This is a genomic window from Pseudomonas sp. PDM16, from assembly GCF_014851865.1.
Taxonomy (GTDB): Bacteria; Pseudomonadota; Gammaproteobacteria; order Pseudomonadales; family Pseudomonadaceae; genus Aquipseudomonas.
Window position 1 is genome coordinate 283,214 of sequence record NZ_JACVAM010000005.1, and the last position, 13,459, is coordinate 296,672.

General features: G+C 63.9%; 18 protein-coding genes. 16 read left to right on the plus strand and 2 right to left on the minus strand.

Going from position 1 to position 13,459, the window contains the following annotated elements:
- Position 1: 1 nt before the first annotated feature.
- From motD to IB234_RS18470, 6 genes are all read left to right on the plus strand, one after another.
- On the plus strand, positions 2-889 hold the full coding sequence (motD, locus tag IB234_RS18445; RefSeq protein ID WP_192320636.1) for a flagellar motor protein MotD: 888 nt from the start codon (positions 2-4) through the stop codon (positions 887-889).
- A 51-nt stretch (positions 890-940) separates the two neighbouring features.
- Entirely contained in the window at positions 941-1,729 is a 789-nt protein-coding gene (locus IB234_RS18450) for a ParA family protein (protein ID WP_192320638.1), read from the plus strand.
- Between the two features lie 86 nt (positions 1,730-1,815).
- On the plus strand, positions 1,816-2,646 hold the full coding sequence (locus tag IB234_RS18455) for a CheW domain-containing protein (protein WP_192320641.1): 831 nt from the start codon (positions 1,816-1,818) through the stop codon (positions 2,644-2,646).
- Between the two features lie 74 nt (positions 2,647-2,720).
- Complete coding sequence (locus tag IB234_RS18460) at positions 2,721-3,200, plus strand: chemotaxis protein CheW (RefSeq protein WP_192320643.1); 480 nt, start codon at positions 2,721-2,723, stop codon at positions 3,198-3,200.
- Positions 3,201-3,203: 3 nt separating this feature from the next.
- On the plus strand, positions 3,204-3,608 hold the full coding sequence (locus IB234_RS18465; RefSeq protein ID WP_192320645.1) for a DUF2802 domain-containing protein: 405 nt from the start codon (positions 3,204-3,206) through the stop codon (positions 3,606-3,608).
- 121 nt (positions 3,609-3,729) lie between these two features.
- Positions 3,730-4,197, plus strand: coding sequence for a rhodanese-like domain-containing protein (locus IB234_RS18470; RefSeq protein WP_192320647.1), 468 nt, complete (start codon positions 3,730-3,732; stop codon positions 4,195-4,197).
- Here the strand turns inward: IB234_RS18470 and IB234_RS18475 are convergent.
- Complete coding sequence (locus IB234_RS18475) at positions 4,151-4,495, minus strand: EscU/YscU/HrcU family type III secretion system export apparatus switch protein (protein WP_192320649.1); 345 nt, start codon at positions 4,493-4,495, stop codon at positions 4,151-4,153. The two genes, IB234_RS18470 and IB234_RS18475, sit on opposite strands and share 47 nt — an antisense overlap.
- Positions 4,492-6,039, minus strand: coding sequence for a flagellar hook-length control protein FliK (locus IB234_RS18480; protein WP_192320651.1), 1,548 nt, complete (start codon positions 6,037-6,039; stop codon positions 4,492-4,494). Before IB234_RS18480 ends, IB234_RS18475 begins: the two co-directional genes overlap by 4 nt.
- 149 nt (positions 6,040-6,188) lie before the next feature.
- On the opposite strand from IB234_RS18480, the gene ccmA reads away from it, so the two are divergent.
- Genes ccmA through IB234_RS18530 form a run of 10 tightly spaced genes read left to right on the plus strand, consistent with a single transcriptional unit; the run spans position 6,189 to position 13,399 of the window.
- Complete coding sequence (gene ccmA / locus IB234_RS18485; RefSeq protein ID WP_192320653.1) at positions 6,189-6,824, plus strand: cytochrome c biogenesis heme-transporting ATPase CcmA; 636 nt, start codon at positions 6,189-6,191, stop codon at positions 6,822-6,824.
- Complete coding sequence (ccmB, locus tag IB234_RS18490) at positions 6,821-7,492, plus strand: heme exporter protein CcmB (RefSeq protein ID WP_192320655.1); 672 nt, start codon at positions 6,821-6,823, stop codon at positions 7,490-7,492. The genes ccmA and ccmB overlap by 4 nt, the downstream gene beginning before the upstream one ends.
- A 13-nt stretch (positions 7,493-7,505) precedes the next feature.
- Positions 7,506-8,264, plus strand: a complete 759-nt coding sequence (locus IB234_RS18495) for a heme ABC transporter permease (protein WP_192320657.1) — start codon at positions 7,506-7,508, stop codon at positions 8,262-8,264.
- Positions 8,261-8,437 (plus strand): heme exporter protein CcmD, encoded by a 177-nt coding sequence (ccmD, locus tag IB234_RS18500; protein WP_192320659.1) that lies wholly within the window; start codon positions 8,261-8,263, stop codon positions 8,435-8,437. Before IB234_RS18495 ends, ccmD begins: the two co-directional genes overlap by 4 nt.
- Positions 8,434-8,889, plus strand: coding sequence for a cytochrome c maturation protein CcmE (gene ccmE, locus IB234_RS18505; RefSeq protein ID WP_192320661.1), 456 nt, complete (start codon positions 8,434-8,436; stop codon positions 8,887-8,889). Before ccmD ends, ccmE begins: the two co-directional genes overlap by 4 nt.
- 11 nt (positions 8,890-8,900) lie before the next feature.
- Complete coding sequence (locus IB234_RS18510) at positions 8,901-10,874, plus strand: heme lyase CcmF/NrfE family subunit (RefSeq protein WP_192321018.1); 1,974 nt, start codon at positions 8,901-8,903, stop codon at positions 10,872-10,874.
- Positions 10,871-11,404, plus strand: a complete 534-nt coding sequence (locus IB234_RS18515) for a DsbE family thiol:disulfide interchange protein (protein ID WP_192320663.1) — start codon at positions 10,871-10,873, stop codon at positions 11,402-11,404. Before IB234_RS18510 ends, IB234_RS18515 begins: the two co-directional genes overlap by 4 nt.
- Positions 11,401-11,883, plus strand: coding sequence for a cytochrome c-type biogenesis protein (locus tag IB234_RS18520; RefSeq protein WP_192320665.1), 483 nt, complete (start codon positions 11,401-11,403; stop codon positions 11,881-11,883). Before IB234_RS18515 ends, IB234_RS18520 begins: the two co-directional genes overlap by 4 nt.
- Complete coding sequence (gene ccmI, locus IB234_RS18525; protein WP_192320667.1) at positions 11,883-13,079, plus strand: c-type cytochrome biogenesis protein CcmI; 1,197 nt, start codon at positions 11,883-11,885, stop codon at positions 13,077-13,079. Before IB234_RS18520 ends, ccmI begins: the two co-directional genes overlap by 1 nt.
- Complete coding sequence (locus tag IB234_RS18530) at positions 13,076-13,399, plus strand: hypothetical protein (RefSeq protein WP_192320670.1); 324 nt, start codon at positions 13,076-13,078, stop codon at positions 13,397-13,399. Before ccmI ends, IB234_RS18530 begins: the two co-directional genes overlap by 4 nt.
- Positions 13,400-13,459 lie beyond the last annotated feature (60 nt).

Here is a 13,459-nt window from a genome sequence, read left to right on the forward strand (position 1 = left end):
CATGGCTCGCCGGCGCAATAACGAAGAGCATGAAAATCACGAACGCTGGCTGGTGTCCTACGCGGACTTCATCACGCTGCTGTTTGCCTTCTTCGTGGTGATGTACTCGATCTCCTCGATCAACGAGGGCAAGTACAAGGTGCTGTCGGAAAGCCTGGTCGGCGTGTTCAGCGAGCCGGAGAGGGCGATCAAGCCCATCCCCATCGGCGATGAGAAGCCGCGCACTACCGATCCTGATCGTTCGATGATCGAAGACAATCCGAACAGTGCGACGGCCAGCGATGACCCCACCGTCGATCCGCTGACGCAGATCGCCAGCAGCATGCGCGAAGCGTTCGGGGACCTCATTGCCTCCGAGCAGCTCACCGTGCGTGGCAACGAGCTCTGGGTGGAGATCGAACTGAACTCCAGCCTGCTCTTTCCCAGCGGCGATGCGGTCCCCAACGACACGGCCTTCGAGCTGATCGAGAAAGTCGCGAAGATTCTGTCGCCCTACGAAAACCCGATACATGTCGAGGGCTTCACCGACAACCTGCCGATCAGTACCTCGCAATATCCGAGCAACTGGGAACTTTCTGCGGCCAGGGCGGCCAGCATAGTGCGAATGCTGGCGATGGATGGTGTGAATCCTGGTCGCCTGGCTGCGGTGGGCTACGGCGAGTTTCAACCGGTTGCCGATAATGCTACGGCAGATGGGCGCTCGCGTAACCGCAGGGTAGTGTTGGTGGTATCGCGCAATCTGGATGTGAGGCGCAGTGTCAGTGGTGTGGGAAGCGGAAACGCTCAGCCGGATGCCGCATTGCGGCGGGCTGGCACACAACCTGCACCGCAGGCTCCGACGGCATCACCGCAGAGCGGTCCTGCCAATTTTTCGACGCCTGCGCCATGAGGCGCCAATCAGTTCTCGGTAGGTCGTAACCGCGCCGGGAGGAAGATGACCATGAAAGTCTGGGCAGTAGCCAATCAAAAAGGTGGTGTCGGCAAGACCACCACATCCATCGCCCTGGCCGGTCTCCTGGCTGACGCCGGCAAGCGCGTGGTGGTGGTCGATCTCGATCCCCATGGGTCGATGACCAGCTATTTCGGCCATGACCCGGACACCCTGGAGCACAGTAATTTCGATCTATTTCTGCATCAGGGCAATGTGCCGCAGGGGCTGCCGGCCAGCCTGTTGCTGCCGACCAGCCATGAGAGCATCTCTCTGCTGCCCTCCAGCACCGCGCTGGCCACTCTCGAGCGCCAGTCGCCGGGGCAGAATGGTCTCGGGCTGGTGATCGCCAAAAGTCTGGCGCAGTTATGGGACAGGTTCGACCACGCGATCATCGACAGCCCACCGCTGCTCGGCGTGCTGATGGTCAATGCCCTCGCGGCCAGCCAGCAGCTGGCGATCCCGGTGCAGACCGAGTTTCTCGCAGTAAAGGGGCTGGAGCGCATGGTCAGCACCCTCACCATGGTCAACCGTTCGCGCAAGCAGCCGTTGCCCTACACCATCGTGCCAACCCTGTTCGACCGTCGTACCCAGGCCTCGCTGAGCACACTACGGGTGTTGCGCAATTCTTATCCCGAACACCTCTGGCAGGCTTATGTGCCGGTGGATACTCGTCTGCGTGATGCCAGCCGGGCAGGGCTGACGCCCTCTCAGTTCGATGGCAACAGCCGAGGGGTGATCGCCTATAGAGCCCTGCTGAAGCATCTGCTGGCGGGGCAGCCGGCCACTCAGGTAGCCTGAAGAAGCCGGCTATGCTGAGCAGACGGGTTCAAGTCCTCCACCCAACCTGCCGATAGGTTGTACAGATCTCTTTCGTGGAATCTCTTATGAGCCGTACCGCCATCACCGCTACTCGCCCACAACAGGCCTTGCAGTCGTATCTGGATGCCCTGCTGCAGGAGGCGGCCGTCGAGCTGGCCCAGGAAGATCCGGGTTTCGACGAGTTCGAAGCGGCCGTGCTGGAGGAACAGGTACGCGATGCGCGCCGGGTCGAGGCCAAGCCCGTACTGGTCAAGCCGCTCGCGCTAGCCGAGGCGAAGCCGCAAGTACTGCCGACCATCGAGTTGCGTATGCCCGAGGTGGCACTGGTACCGCCGGTTGTTGAGGTCGAGGTACCTGAGCCCGAAGTTCTGGTCGAGCAGGCTATGGAATTGCCTGCAGCTGCTGCACCTGCATGGGAGGAGCGGCCAAGCTGGGCCGAGGAGTCGTTCGAGTGTCTGTTGTTCGACGTGGCGGGCCTGACTCTGGCGGTCCCTCTGGTTTGCCTGGGTACCATCCACCCGCTGGCAGGAACCGAACTGACGCCATTGTTTGGCCAGCCTGACTGGTTTCTCGGTATCCTGCCGGGCCAGGAGAGCAACCTGAAGGTGCTGGATACGGCGCGCTGGGTGATGCCCGAGCGTTACCGTGAAGACTTCCGCGAAGGCCTGCAGTACGTGATTTCCGTACAGGGCTACGAGTGGGGTCTGGCCGTGCATCAGGTCAGTCGCTCCATCCGCCTGGAGCCGAGCGAGATCAAATGGCGCAGTCAGCGCTCTCAGCGGCCCTGGCTGGCCGGTACGGTGATCGAACATATGTGTGCGCTGCTCGACGTGTCGGCTCTGGCCGAGTTGATTGCCAGTGGTGCTACACGCAATGGCGCCCTTCGGGCGCACTGAATGCAATGCCTCGTTCGCACGGGGCTCTATAGTTAACGACAAGCGGGCAGACCCGCGAACTTGAGGCTAGGGACATGAAGAAATCGTCAGCGCAAGGTTCCGAAGATCCGATTCTGCAGTGGGTAACCTTCCGGCTGGATAACGAGACCTATGGCATCAACGTGATGCAGGTGCAGGAAGTGCTGCGCTACACGGAGATTGCTCCGGTCCCCGGTGCACCGGCCTACGTGCTGGGTATCATCAACCTGCGTGGCAATGTGGTCACCGTGATCGATACCCGCCAGCGCTTCGGCCTGTCGTCGGCGCCGGTCACCGACAACACCCGTATCGTCATCATCGAGGCGGACAAGCAGGTGGTCGGCATTCTGGTCGACAGCGTCGCCGAAGTGGTCTATCTGCGCCAGTCGGAGGTGGAGACAGCGCCGAACGTGGGTAACGAGGAGTCGGCCAAGTTCATCCAGGGCGTGTGCAACAAGAACGGCGAGCTGCTTATCCTGGTCGAGCTGGACAAGATGATGAGCGAAGAAGAGTGGTCTGAGCTGGAGAGCATCTGACCCATGCTGGAGATCGCGGTGGCCGTGCTCGGCATGTTCAGCGTGCTGCTGGCGGTCTTCTGCTATCAGTTGTCGCTGAAGCTGCGTCAACAGGCCGAGCTACAGAAGGAGCGCGACGCTCTCCGCGACCAGCGTCTCAAGGAGATTTCCCGGCGTCTGGATGCCTACCTTACCGGTAGCATCCGCATGGGCGAAGAGCTGCATGAGCTGCGCCGCGTGGTGGCGCCGCTGCCGGACAAATTGAGCCAGATGGAGCAGAGAGATCCTTCCAGTCTGTCTTTCACCCAGGCCGCGCGTCTGGTCGGGATGGGCGCCAGCGTCGATGACCTGACTCATTCCTGTGGCCTTTCCCAGGCCGAGGCCGAGCTGGTGAGCCGTCTGCACAAGGCGCAAAAGCAGCGTTCTTGAGCCTCTTCGCTTAATCCCTCAGGTTCTGTTTGCCTGCTTTTGCGGCGCGAATGGTTCCAAGCCCCGCGCCTCCCCCTACCTAAGCTGAATGCATGGAGCTGACTTCCGGAGGAGGTCCACCATGCGTTCCACATTGTTGTTGCTGCTGTGTCTGATTGTCCCGGGAGTGAGTGCCAGCGAGGCACCACTGGAGGTCGGTGGCGCCACCACGGTGAATGCCATGCAGGCGCGCCAGCTCTATGAATACGGCGTGTTGTTCATCGATGTGAGACCCGCTCGGGAATGGGCCTGGGGGCATGTGCACGGGGCCTTGCATCTGCAGCTGGAAGAGCGCTTCGCCGAGTTGTCCGGGCCCGAGTGGCCGCGCACCATGCCTATCGTTCTGTACTGCGACAGCGAAGTCTGCCCGCAAGGTGCCGAGGCGGCGCGTATGGCCGTAGGGTGGGGCTTCCAGCAGGTTTACTACTTCCGCTCAGGCTACTTCGCCTGGCAGTTGCTGGATTTTCCGCTGGGCAAGGGGCACGAGGGCGAGGTGTTCGCCTTTATCGCCGGGGCGCCGCCAACCGCGGCAGGTCAGGCTGTGGAGTGACATCGCGCTCCGTTGGCTCTTCGACGAAGCCTTCCGGACGCTTGCCCTTGAGGTACCAGGCGAAGGCGATGATCTCGGCGATGGTCCGGTACAGCGGCTCGGGAATTGCGTCGCCTAGTTCCAGACGCGCTAGCAGACGCACCAGTTCGGCGTTCTCGTAAATCGGTACCTCATACTCGCGTGCGATGGCCAGGATGGCCTCGGCCAGCTCGTCGTCGCCCTTGGCGGTGAGGCTGGGGGCGTTGCTGCCGTCGTAGGAGAGGGCGATGGCCTGGCGTGGGGCTTTGTCCTGCTTCATGCGGTTTCATCCACCCAGCGCTGCTCCAGATGCGTTTTGGGGCCCTGGGGTGGCATGCCCTGGCGGCAGCTGAGTTCACCTACTTCCAGTCCGGCGCCGAGCAGGCGCTGGCGCAGATTGTCCAGTTCCTGGTCGATCAGCCTTGCGGTATCGGCGCGTTCGGCCCATAGCTGACTGGAGAGGCTGCCACGTAATAGCTGAGCCTGTACCTGCAGCGGTCCGAGCGGGTCCAGATCGAAGGCCAGTTCGATGCGCCACAGGGTTTCCTTCTGTTCCTTGCGACTCTCGTTGCCGGGCTCCTCGCGCTGCAGCTTGACCTGCAGTGGTACCACGTCGTGCTGGTTGCGCATCGGCAGCTCCAGCTGCCAGGTGGTCAGCAGATTGCCTTCCGGAGTCACCTGGGTCTGGGCGAGGCTGGATAGCTGATGAGTCTGCAAGCGCGAGACTGCGGCTGCGGCGAGTTTGAGCAGCGTCTCCAGGTCGGCTTCTTCGTCCATCGACTGCAGCAGGCGCGAGGGGAGCGGGAAACTCATGGCCTGCTGGCGCTGGTTGACCTGGCCAATCGCGCCGAGGGCATTGCGCACGAAGGCGGGCAAGGCCTGGGCCAGCGCATTTCCGGCACTGGCCGCAGGCATCGGCCCGCCGCCCGGCAGGGTTGGCAGCAATTGCGCCACCAGGCGGAGCAGGTTGGCTTTGAGGTCCTGCGGCAGGTTTTGCGACTGGCCGCCGAGCAGCTTGGCTTCGAGGAATACGCCGCTCTGTTCCATGGCCTTGGCCAGTCCTTCGGCGCTGCCGAGTTGCTTGCCATCAGGAAGCATGCCCAGCAGCTTGTCTATGCTTGCGCGCAGCTCGGTTGGCAGCCCGTCCTGCTGGGCCATGCCCTGCAGCCCCTTGAACAGCCCCTCCAATGATCCCTGACGACCTTGCTGGGCAGCCAGTTGCTGGCCCAGCACCAACTGATCCAGGCGCCCGCTCAGGGGCAGGAAGTTGAGGGATTGACTGCCCTGTACCTGGGCGGTGAGTAGGCTGCCGATGGGCAGCGGCAGGGGCGTCTCGACATTCAGCTTGCTGCCGGACAACGAGGTATTGAGCAGGTTGACGACTACCCTGTAGAGCGTCTGCTGGGCCTTGAGCTGGACGATCTGCTCGCGTGACTCGACCTTGCCTTGCAGCAGGGTGCCGACGGGCAGTTGCTCCAGGTCCAGGCTGGTGAGCAGGCGAGTGTCGCCGCCCTGCAGAGCCACGGCGAGACGTGTCTCCGACAGCGCGGTCACCGCGAGTGCCGTGCCCTGAGCCAGTGGGCGAGGGCTACTGGCTTCGAGAGTGGTCTGCTTGCCGCCGTTCAGGGTCAGCTTGAGCAGTAACTGAAAGCTCTGTGCCGTTTCCTTCGCCGCCAGCACCTCGGCCTTTGCCGTTTCGCCGGCTGCCAGCATGCCTTCCAGTGGCTGCAGCAACTTCACCGCCAGGTCTGCGGCATTGGGCACGGAAGGACGGGCGGCCGGCGGTGTCGCGGGAAGCGGGCGAGAACTGCTGATTTCTGCCATGGCCGGTTCACACCCTGTCAAAAAGCCGGCTTCGGAGGGGGAAGTCCGGCATGTATAATGCCGCCCCGTTCGGGCTGGCTGTATGGTCAACTTGCCACAGTATAGCGGCCGGCCCCCCTCTGACTTGAACCCCTTCGGGAAGCCATGCAGTGATCAGTCCACGACTCCAAGCCGTTGCCCTTGCCTGTGAGCGGGACTGGCGCCTGCTGTTCGAAGGCCTGGAGTTGGACCTCTCGGGGGGCACCATGTTGCAGGTGGCCGGACCTAACGGGAGCGGCAAGACTAGCCTGTTGCGGCTGCTGGCCGGTCTGATGCAACCGACCGCTGGCGAGATACTGTTGAACGGCAAGCCGCTGGCCCGCCAGCATGGTGAACTGGGCCGCAGCCTGCTGTGGATCGGTCACGCCGCCGGCATCAAGGGCCTGCTCACCGCCGAAGAGAATCTGGCCTGGCTCTGTGCGCTACATCAGCCAGCCGAGCGCGAGGCGATCTGGAAGGCGCTGGAAGCGGTCGGTCTGCGTGGCTTCGAGGATGTTCCCTGTCACACCCTGTCCGCCGGCCAGCAGCGCCGCGTGGGCCTGGCGCGTTTGTATCTGGATGCGCCGCCGCTGTGGATACTCGATGAGCCCTTCACCGCCCTGGACAAGCAGGGCGTGGCACAGCTCGAAGCTCATCTGGCGAAGCACTGCGAACAGGGTGGCGTAGTCGTGATGACCACTCACCACACCCTTAGCGAGAAGCCGAGCGGTTATCGTGAGCTGGATCTGGGGCGCCGCGCCGCATGAACAACGTATTCCTCCTGCTGCTGTCCCGTGAAGCGCGCCTGCTGTTCCGGCGCCCGGCCGAACTGGCCAACCCGCTGGTATTCTTCGCCATCGTCATTGCCCTGTTCCCGCTGGCGGTCGGTCCCGAGACCAATCTGTTACAGACCTTGTCGCCCGGACTGATCTGGGTGGCGGCACTATTGGCCGTGCTGCTCTCGCTGGACGGGCTTTTCCGCAGTGATTTCGAGGATGGTTCGCTGGAGCAGTGGGTCCTTTCGTCGCACCCGCTGCCTCTTCTGGTCCTGGCCAAGGTGCTGGCACACTGGCTGTTCTCAGGGTTGGCCCTGGTGCTACTGGCGCCGCTGCTGGCCCTGATGCTCGGTTTGCCCGGGCGCTGCCTGCCGGTGCTGCTGGCGTCGCTGCTGCTCGGCACCCCGGTGCTGAGCCTGCTCGGCGCAGTGGGGGCGGCGCTGACCGTCGGCCTCAAGCGCGGCGGGCTGTTGCTGGCGCTGTTGATCTTGCCGCTGTACATCCCGGTGCTGATTCTCGGCACGGGAGCGATGCAGGCGGCCCTGCAAGGATTGCCGGCGGCTGGTCACTTATTGTGGCTAGCCAGCCTGACCGCCCTGGCGGTCACCCTGACACCCTTTGCAATCGGCGCCGGACTGCGAATCAGCGTCGGCGAATAACTAAAGAGTCACCGTGATGAGATGGACCTGGTTTCACCAGTGGGGTTCGCCCAAGTGGTTCTATGAGCGCAGCGGCCGTTGGCTGCCCTGGCTGGCCGTGGCAGCCGTCGTGCTGCTGGCCGTCGGTATCGTCTGGGGCCTGGCCTTCGCGCCACCCGAGAAGTACCAGGGCAACAGCTACCGGATCATTTACATCCATGTGCCGGCGGCGTTCCTGGCCCAGTCCTGCTACCTGATGATGGCGGTGGCCGGCGTGGTCGGGCTGGTGTGGAAGATGAAGCTGGCCGACGTGGCCCTGCAGCAGGCCGCGCCGATCGGCGCCTGGCTGTGCTTCGTCGCGCTGATCACAGGTGCTATCTGGGGCAAACCGACCTGGGGAACCTACTGGATCTGGGACGCGCGTCTGACTTCAATGCTGATCCTGCTATTTCTCTATTTCGGGGTCATCGCCCTGGGCAACGCCATCTCCAATCGCGATAGCGCGGCCAAGGCCTGCGCGGTGCTGGCGTTGGTCGGCGCGGTGAATATCCCGATCATCCAGAAGTCGGTGGAGTGGTGGAACACCCTGCACCAGCCGGCCACCTTCAAGGTCACTGGCAAGGCCAGCATGAACGTCGAGATGTGGCTGCCGTTGCTGCTGTGCGTGCTTGGCTTCTACTGCTTCCTCGGCGCGGTACTGCTTTATCGCATGCGTACCGAAGTGCTCAAACGCGAGGCCCGCAGCAGCTGGGTGAAGGCCGAGATCGGCCGTCTGGTGGAGGGTAGGGCATGAGCTTTGCCTCTTTCTCCGAATTCCTCGCCATGGGTAGCCATGGCGCCTACGTGTGGTCGGCCTATGGCATCAGCCTGGCAGTGCTGGCCCTCAACGTCGTGCTGCCGATTCTGGCGCGCCGGCGTTACCTGCAAGACGAGGCGCGCCGTTTGCGCCGGGAGAAACAACAGTGAACGCAGTCCGCAAGAAACGCCTGTACATCGTCCTGGCCATCCTGGTCGGCGTCTCTGCCGCCGTGGCCCTGGCCCTCAGCGCGCTGCAGGAGAACATCAACCTGTTCTACACCCCGACTCAGATCGCCAATGGTGAGGCGCCGCAGGACACCCGCATTCGTGCCGGTGGCATGGTTGCCAAGGGTTCGGTCAAGCGTTCCGCCGACTCGCTGGATGTCGAATTCGTGGTTACCGACTTCGCCAAGAACGTGACCATCCGCTACCGCGGCATCCTGCCGGACCTGTTCCGCGAGGAGCAGGGCATCGTCGCCCTAGGCAAGCTCAACGCTGAAGGCGTGCTGGTCGCCGACGAGGTGCTGGCCAAGCACGACGAGAACTACATGCCGCCGGAAGTCACCAAGGCCCTGAAGGACAGCGGCAAGCTACCTGCCGAGGGTGAGGCCAAACAATGAACGCCGCCTTGATTATTCCGGAACTGGGCCATGTCGCTCTGATTCTTGCCCTGTGTCTGGCCGTGGTGCAGGCGACTCTGCCGCTGATCGGCGCCTGGCAGGGCGACCGCCAATGGATGGGCCTGGCCCAACCGGCAGCCTGGGGCCAGTTCGCCATGCTGGCGTTCTCTTTCGCCTGCCTGACCTGGGCCTTCATGGCTGACGACTTCTCCGTCGCCTACGTGGCCAGCAACTCCAACAGTGCCTTGCCCTGGTACTACAAGTTCAGCGCCGTGTGGGGCGCGCATGAAGGCTCGCTGCTGCTATGGGCGCTGATCCTCGGTGGCTGGACCTTCGCCGTGGCGATCTTCTCCCGTCAGTTGCCGGAAGTGATGCTGGCCCGTGTGTTGGCCGTGATGGGCATGATCAGCGTCGGCTTCCTACTGTTCCTGATCGTTACTTCCAACCCCTTCGAGCGGTTGCTGGTAAACACGCCGATGGATGGTCGCGACCTCAACCCGCTGCTGCAGGACTTCGGTCTGATTGTCCACCCGCCGATGCTGTACATGGGCTACGTCGGTTTCTCGGTGGCCTTCGCCTTCGCCATCGCCGCGCTGCTGGGCGGCAAGCTGGATGCTGCCTGGGCGCGCTGGTCGCGCCCCTGGACCATCGTCGCCTGGGCGTTTCTCGGTGTCGGCATCGCCCTCGGCTCCTGGTGGGCCTACTACGAACTGGGCTGGGGTGGCTGGTGGTTCTGGGACCCGGTGGAGAACGCCTCGTTCATGCCCTGGCTGGTCGGCACCGCCTTGATCCATTCGCTGGCCGTGACCGAGAAGCGCGGCGTCTTCAAGAGCTGGACCGTGCTGCTGGCCATCGCCGCCTTCTCCCTGAGTCTGCTCGGCACCTTCCTGGTCCGATCCGGGGTGCTCACCTCTGTACACGCCTTCGCCAACGATCCGGAGCGCGGGGTGTTCATCCTGGTGTTCCTGCTGATCGTGGTTGGCAGCTCGCTGGCGCTTTTTGCCATGCGCGCGCCTGTGGTCAAGAGCCAGGTCGGTTTTGCCCTGTGGTCACGCGAGACCTTCCTGCTGGCCAACAACCTGGTGCTGGTGGTGGCTGCCTCGATGATCTTGCTCGGCACCTTGTACCCGCTGGTACTGGACGCGCTGTCCGGCGCCAAGCTGTCGGTCGGCCCGCCGTACTTCAACGCCCTGTTCGTGCCGCTGATGGCGCTGCTGATGCTGGTGCTGGCGGTCGGCGTGCTGGTGCGCTGGAAAGACACCCCGGTGAGGTGGCTGACCGGAATGCTCACCCCGGTGCTGATCGGCGCCGTGGTGCTGGGTTTCCTCGCCAGTTGGCTGTTCGGTGACTTCCACTGGAGCGTACTGGCTGTATTCCTGCTCGGCTTCTGGGTATTGCTGGGCTGCCTGCGCGATCTTGCCGACAAATGCCGCCACAAGGGCCTGATCAAGGGCATGCGCAGCCTCTCCAGCAGCTACTGGGGCATGCAGTTGGCGCACCTCGGCATCGCCGTGTGCGCGGTGGGCGTGGTGCTGGTCAGCCACGGCAGCGCCGAGCGTGACCTGCGCCTGGCGCCGGGCGAGTCGCTGGAGCTGGGTGGCTACCTGTTCGTCTTCGAGGGTGCGCAGCACTTCGAGGGGCCCAACTTCACGTCGGATAAGGGCACTGTGCGTGTACTGGAGGACGGCGAGGAGATCGCTGTGCTGCATCCGGAGAAGCGCCTGTATACCGTGCAGCAGATGCCGATGACAGAGGCGGGCATCGATGCCGGTTTCACCCGTGACCTTTACGTCGCCTTGGGCGAGCCGTTGGAGGATGGCGCCTGGGCCGTCCGCGTGCACATCAAGCCTTATGTGCGCTGGATCTGGCTCGGCGGCCTGATGATGGGCCTCGGCGGGCTGCTCGCGGCCTTCGACCCGCGTTACCGGGTCAAGGTCCGCACCCGTGTGCGTGACGTATTGGGCATGAAGGAGGTCACCGCATGAAGCGCCTGATCCTGCTGCTGCCGCTAGCGCTGTTCCTGGCCATGGCGGTGTTTCTCTACCGCGGGCTGTTCCTCAATCCGCAGGAGCTACCCTCGGCGCTGATCGACAAGCCGCTGCCGGCCTTCAGCCTGCCGGACCTGAAGAGCGAGCAGCGCCTGATTACCGAGAAAGACCTCAAGGGGCCGGCGCTGGTCAACGTCTGGGCCACCTGGTGCCCGACCTGCAAGGCCGAACACCATATGCTCAACCGCCTGGCCGAAGCCGGCGTGGTGATCCATGGGGTCAACTACAAGGATGACAGCGAAGCTGCGCGCAAGTGGTTGAAGGACTACCTCGACCCGTACCAAATCAACGTTGCTGATCCGCAGGGCTCGCTCGGCATCAACCTGGGCGTCTATGGTGCGCCGGAAACGTTCCTGATCGATGCCCAGGGCATCATTCGCCACAAATACGTCGGTGCCATCGATGAGCGCGTCTGGCGCGAAGAGCTGGCGCCGCGCTACCAGGCCCTGCTGGAGGAGAAGCCGTGAAACGACTGCTGATCGCCTGCCTGCTGGGGCTGAGCCTGATCGGTGTGGCCCGTGCCGCCATCGATACCTACCAGTTCAAGGACGAGGTCGAGCGCGAGCGTTTCCGTGGCCTCACTGAAGAGCTGCGCTGCCCCAAGTGTCAGAACCAGAACATCGCAGACTCCAACGCGCCGATTGCCACCGACCTGCGCCGCGAGATCTTCCGCATGCTGGAGGAGGGCCGCAGCGACAAGGAGATTGTCGATTTCCTGGTCATGCGCTACGGCGATTTCGTGATGTACAAGCCGCCGCTGGACAGCCGCACCTGGCTGCTCTGGTACGGCCCCTTCGGCCTGCTGGGCCTGGGTGCCATCGGGCTCTGCGTGCTGGTGCTGCGCCGCCGCAAGGTGGAGAGGGCGCCCGAGCGGGTGGCTCTGAGCTCCACCGAACGTGAGCGCTTGGACGCTCTGCTGAAAGAAAACCGGGATACCCAAGACTGATGATCGAATTCTGGCTCGCCGTCGGCCTGTTGCTGCTGGTCGGCACGGCTTTTCTGCTGATCCCGCTGCTGCGCGGCCGTCGTGCCCAGGCCGAGGAGGATCGCACCGCACTCAACGTTGCCCTGTATCAGGAGCGCCTGGCCGAACTCACCGTGCAGCGCGATGCCGGCACCCTGACAGCCGAGCAGTTCGATGCCGGCCAGGCCGAAGCAGGACGTGAGCTGCTGGCCGACACCGAAGGCACCGGCAATGGCCGTGGCCATCGCCTGGGCAAGGCGCTGCCGCTGCTGATTGCCCTGGCTGTGCCGGGCCTGGCGTTCGGCCTGTACTGGCACTGGGGCGCCAGCCAGGAGTTGGCGTCGCTGCAGGACCAGCCCAGCATCGGGCAGATGACCGCGCGCCTGGAACACGCGGTGAAGGACAACCCGGATTCCGCCGAGGCCTGGTATTACCTCGGCCGTATCTACATGGGTAATGGCGAGGCCGGCAAGTCCGCCATGGCCTACGAGCACGCGGTGCGGGCTGCCGGCCGAGCGCCCGAGCTGCTCGGCCTGTGGGCCCAGGCCCTGTACTTCGCTGCCGACAAGCAGTGGAGTACGCAGATGCAGGCGCTCACCGACGAGGCACTGAAGGCCGATCCCAACGAGTCCACCAGCCTTGGCCTGCTGGGTATCGCAGCCTTCGAGGAAAAGCGTTTCGCCGATGCCATCGACTACTGGCAGCGCCTGGCGGCGCAGATGCCCGCGGAAGACCCGGCCCGTGACTCGATCCAGATTGGCATCGATCGTGCGCGCGAGCAGCTGGAGGCGGCGGGCCAGCCGGTGCCGGGCGAGGTGGTGAACAAGTCCAGGGCGGTCATTCGTGTCACCGTCGATCTGGCCCCCGAGGTCAAGGCGAAGGTGCAGCCGGGCGATAGCGTATTCGTCTTCGCCCGCGCGGCCTCCGGTCCGCCCATGCCGCTAGCCGCCAAGCGACTCACCGTGGCCGATCTGCCGGTCACGGTCGAGTTGAGCGACAAGGACGCAATGATGGAGCAGATGAAACTCTCCAGCTTCCCGCAGGTTCAACTGGTGGCACGCATCTCGCGCAGTGGCGTGGCGACCAAGGGAGAATGGATCGGCAGCGGCAAACCCATCGCCAGCAGCACGACAGAGTCCCAGCAGCTGCTGATCGACACCCCGGAGCAGGCGCAATGAACAAGTCGCTGGTATCCCTCACCGTGCTGCTCGCGCTGAGCGGCTGTGCCCTGCAACCCGGTGTCACACCCAAGGGGAGAGAGCCTGCACAATCGCAGCAGAGCCATCCGCGCTATGCGCCGCCCCCCGGTGGCAATGCCTACTGGGACCCGGCGCTGGGGGTATACGTGATCCAGGGCAGCACTCGCCTGTATTACCGCGAACGGGTCTACTACCGCTGGGACCGTGGCTGGAACTGGGCCAGCAGCCCGAACGGCCCCTGGCAGCCCACCGACAACAGCGGCGTACCCGCCGGCCTCGGACGCACCATCGCCGAGTAAACGCCGGCCCCCGCAACGCAGCCTTTCACGCAGCAAGGCGTAGGTGGCGCGTCAAATCAC